A 3,175-nucleotide genomic window follows, 5' to 3' on the forward strand; every position below is an offset into this window, starting at 1 on the left:
CCGGTCCTCGGGAGCGAGCCCGCCGGCCAGCAGCCGGCCGGCCAGCGCACGGGCCCACTCGTGCAGTTCGCGGTAGGTCAGCTCGCGGTCGCCGTCGTGCACCGCGACCGCGTCCGGGGTGCGGCGGGCCTGCTCGGCGAACAGGTCCACGGGGCTGCGCGGGCCGGCCGGACGGGCGGTGGTGTTCCAGGCGGCCAGCAGCTCGCGGTCGGCCGGGGTGAGCAGGTCCAGGCCGGCCAGGTCGGTGTCGAAGCCGTCGGCGAGGGTGGTGAGCAGCGCGGCGAGCCGGTCCGCGGCGCGCTCGGCGGTGCCGGCGTCGAACAGGGCGGGGTCGTAGGCCAGCTCGAAGCCGAGCCGTTCGTCCAGGTGCGCGCGCAGGCACCAGGCGAAGGTGGTGGCGTCGTCGGCGCGTACTTCCTCGACCCGGACGCCGGTGCGGGCGGTCGCCGACTCGTCCACGGGATAGTTCTCGAACACCACCATGCTGTCGAACAGCGGTTCGCCGGGAGGTACTTCACCGACGGCCTGGATGCGGGGCAGGGCGAGGAAGTCGAAGCGGCGGGTGTCGCTCTGCCGTTCCTGGAGGTCGCGCAGCCACGGCAGCACCGGTCCGGCCGGGATCCGGACCCGGGTCGGCACGGTGTTGACGAACATGCCGATCATGCCTTCCACACCGGGAAGTTCGGCCGGGCGGCCGGAGACGGTGGTGCCGAACACCACGTCGTCCCGGCCGCCGGAGCGGGCCAGCAGCAGCGCCCAGGCACCCTCGATCACGGTGTTGACGGTGAGTCCGGCGCGGGCGGCGCCCTCCCGCAGCCGCCGGGAGACCTCCGGGTCCAGCGCGTGGCGGACGGCGGCGGTGGAGCAGGCGCGGTGGGCCTCGGCGGGCGCGTGGTCGTACGGCAGCGGGGTGCGGGCGGTGAACCCGGCGAGCGTCTCGGCCCAGTGCCGTTCGGCGGCCGTCTCGTCCTGCGCGCGCAGCCAGTGCAGGAAGTCCGCGAAGGGCCGGCGTGCCGGGGGTGCCTCCTCGGGGCCGCCGGTGAGGGCCGCGTAGCGTGCGCAGACCTCGGTGAGCAGCTGCCCGGTGCTCCAGCCGTCGAGGACGATGTGGTGGGTGGACCACAGCAGCAGTACCTCGTCGCCGGGCAGGGCGGCCAGGGTGAGCCGGGTGAGCGGCGCGCTGGTGAGGTCCAGGCCGGCCGCGCGGTCCTCGGCGAGCAGCCGGTCGGTGGCCTCGGCCCGCTCGGCGAGGGTGAACGCGCGCCAGTCGAGGTGGGTGACCGGCAGTTCGGCGTGGTGGTGGACGACCTGCACCGGGTGGGGGAGGCCGTGCCAGTGGACGCTGGTGCGCAGCGCCGGGGTGCGGTCGGCGACCTGTTGCCAGGCGGTGGCGAACGCGTGCGGGTCGGCCACCCCGGACAGCCGTACGGCGGTGCGGTCGAAGTAGGCGTGCTCGGTGTCCACGAGGCCGTGGAAGAGCATGCCGGACTGGAGCGGGGTGAGCGGCAGTACGTCCTCGACGCCCCGGCCGGTGCCGACGAGCCGGTCCAGGTGTTCCTGGCCGAGGCCGGCGAGGGGGAAGTCGGAAGGGGTGCGGCCGCCGGCCGCGGGGTCCGCGCAGTGCGCCACGATCTCGCGCAGGGCGGTGAGGGTGTCCTCGGCGAGCCGGCGGACGGTGGCCTCGTCGTAGACGGCCGCCGGGTAGGTCCAGCCGAGTTCGAGGCGGCCGTGCTGGACGACGCCGGTGATGTCCAGCAGGTACGGGCGGGGTTCGTCCGGGTCGGTGTCGCGTCCCGCCGGGGGCAGGGCGGCGCGGAACAGGCCGTCGGTGCCGTCGGTGTCCCACTGGCCGTGGTAGTTGAAGCCGACCTGTGGGGTGGGGGCACCGGCGAGCGGGCTGCCGGGTACGAGGTGGCGCAGGGCGCCGTGGCTCAGGCCGTGCAGCGGGACCGCGCGCAGTTGTTCCTTGACCGAGCGGAGGGTGTCGTGCCAGCCGGCGTCCGGGGCGACGCGCAGGGCGAGGGGGTACTCGGCGGTGAACCAGCCGACGGTCCGGGACAGGTCCACGTCCTCGAAGAGCTCCTCCCGGCCGTGGCCCTCGACGCCCAGCAGGACGGTGTCGCGTCCGCACCAGCGGGCCAGGGTGCGGCCGAGGGCGCTGAGCAGGACGTCGTTGACCTGGGTGCGGTAGGTCTCCGGGACCCGGCGCAGCAGGGCGTCGGTGGCGGGCTGCTCCAGGGTGACGGTGAGGGTGGCGGCGGTGCCGTGGGTGTTCGGTCCGGGGCGTCCGGCGGGCAGTTCGGCGGGGGCCTCGCCGGTGCGGGTCCAGTACGGCAGGTCGGCGTCGAGGGCGCCGGAGCGGGTGTGCCGTTCCAGGCGGGCGGCCCAGTGGCCGTAGGGGGTGCCGGTGGCGGGCGGGTCGGCGGGCCGGCCGGCCGCCGCCGCCCGGTGGGCGGCCTCCAGGTCGGCGAGCAGGATGCGCCAGGACACGCCGTCGATCACCAAGTGGTGCGCGGTGACGACCAGTTGGCCCGGCCGGTGCGGACCCCGGTCCAGGAACAGGACGCGGACGACCCGCCCGGCCGTGGGGTCGAGGGCGGTCTGCGCCTCCTCCGTCAGCCGCTGGGCCTCGCGCTCCAGCGCCGGGTCGTCCAGCGCGGCCACGTCGTGCCGGGTGAACACGCCGTCCGGGGCCTCGGGCAGCGCCTCCTGGCGCCAGCCGTCGGGGGTGTGGCGGAACCGGGTGCGCAGGGCGGCGTGCCGGCGGACGATCGCCTCGGTGGCCCGCTCCAGCGCCGGGGAGCGGGTGCCGGCGGCGAGTTCCAGGCGCTGGGTCATGGTGAACCGCAGCGGCCGGGCGGGGTCGCGGCCGTCCAGGTACCAGTGCTGGATGGGGGTGAGCGGTGTCTCGCCGGTCTCCTCGGCGGCCTGGTGGGGCGTGGACTCCTTGGCCCGCAGGGCGAGTTCGGCGACGGTCTGGTGCCGGAAGACGTCCTTGGTGGTGAGGGCGAGGCCGGCCTGCCGGGCGCGGGAGACGATCTGGATGCTGAGGATGGAGTCGCCGCCGAGGGCGAAGAAGTTGTCGCGGGCGCCGACGCGTTCGACGCCGAGCACCTCGGCCCAGATCGCGGCCAGGCGTTCCTCGGTGCCGGGCCGGGGGGCGACGTAGGCGGTG

Annotated in this window: 1 protein-coding gene; it reads right to left on the reverse strand. The window is 75.8% G+C overall.

Annotated features, from left to right (window positions below; translation table 11 throughout):
• The coding region (locus H5J33_RS28800; RefSeq protein WP_258565461.1) for a condensation domain-containing protein at positions 1 to 3,175 on the reverse strand (3,175 nt) is incomplete at both ends.

Origin of the sequence: Streptomyces sp. WELS2, from assembly GCF_013870595.1 — a bacterium.
GTDB lineage: Bacteria > Actinomycetota > Actinomycetes > Streptomycetales > Streptomycetaceae > Streptomyces.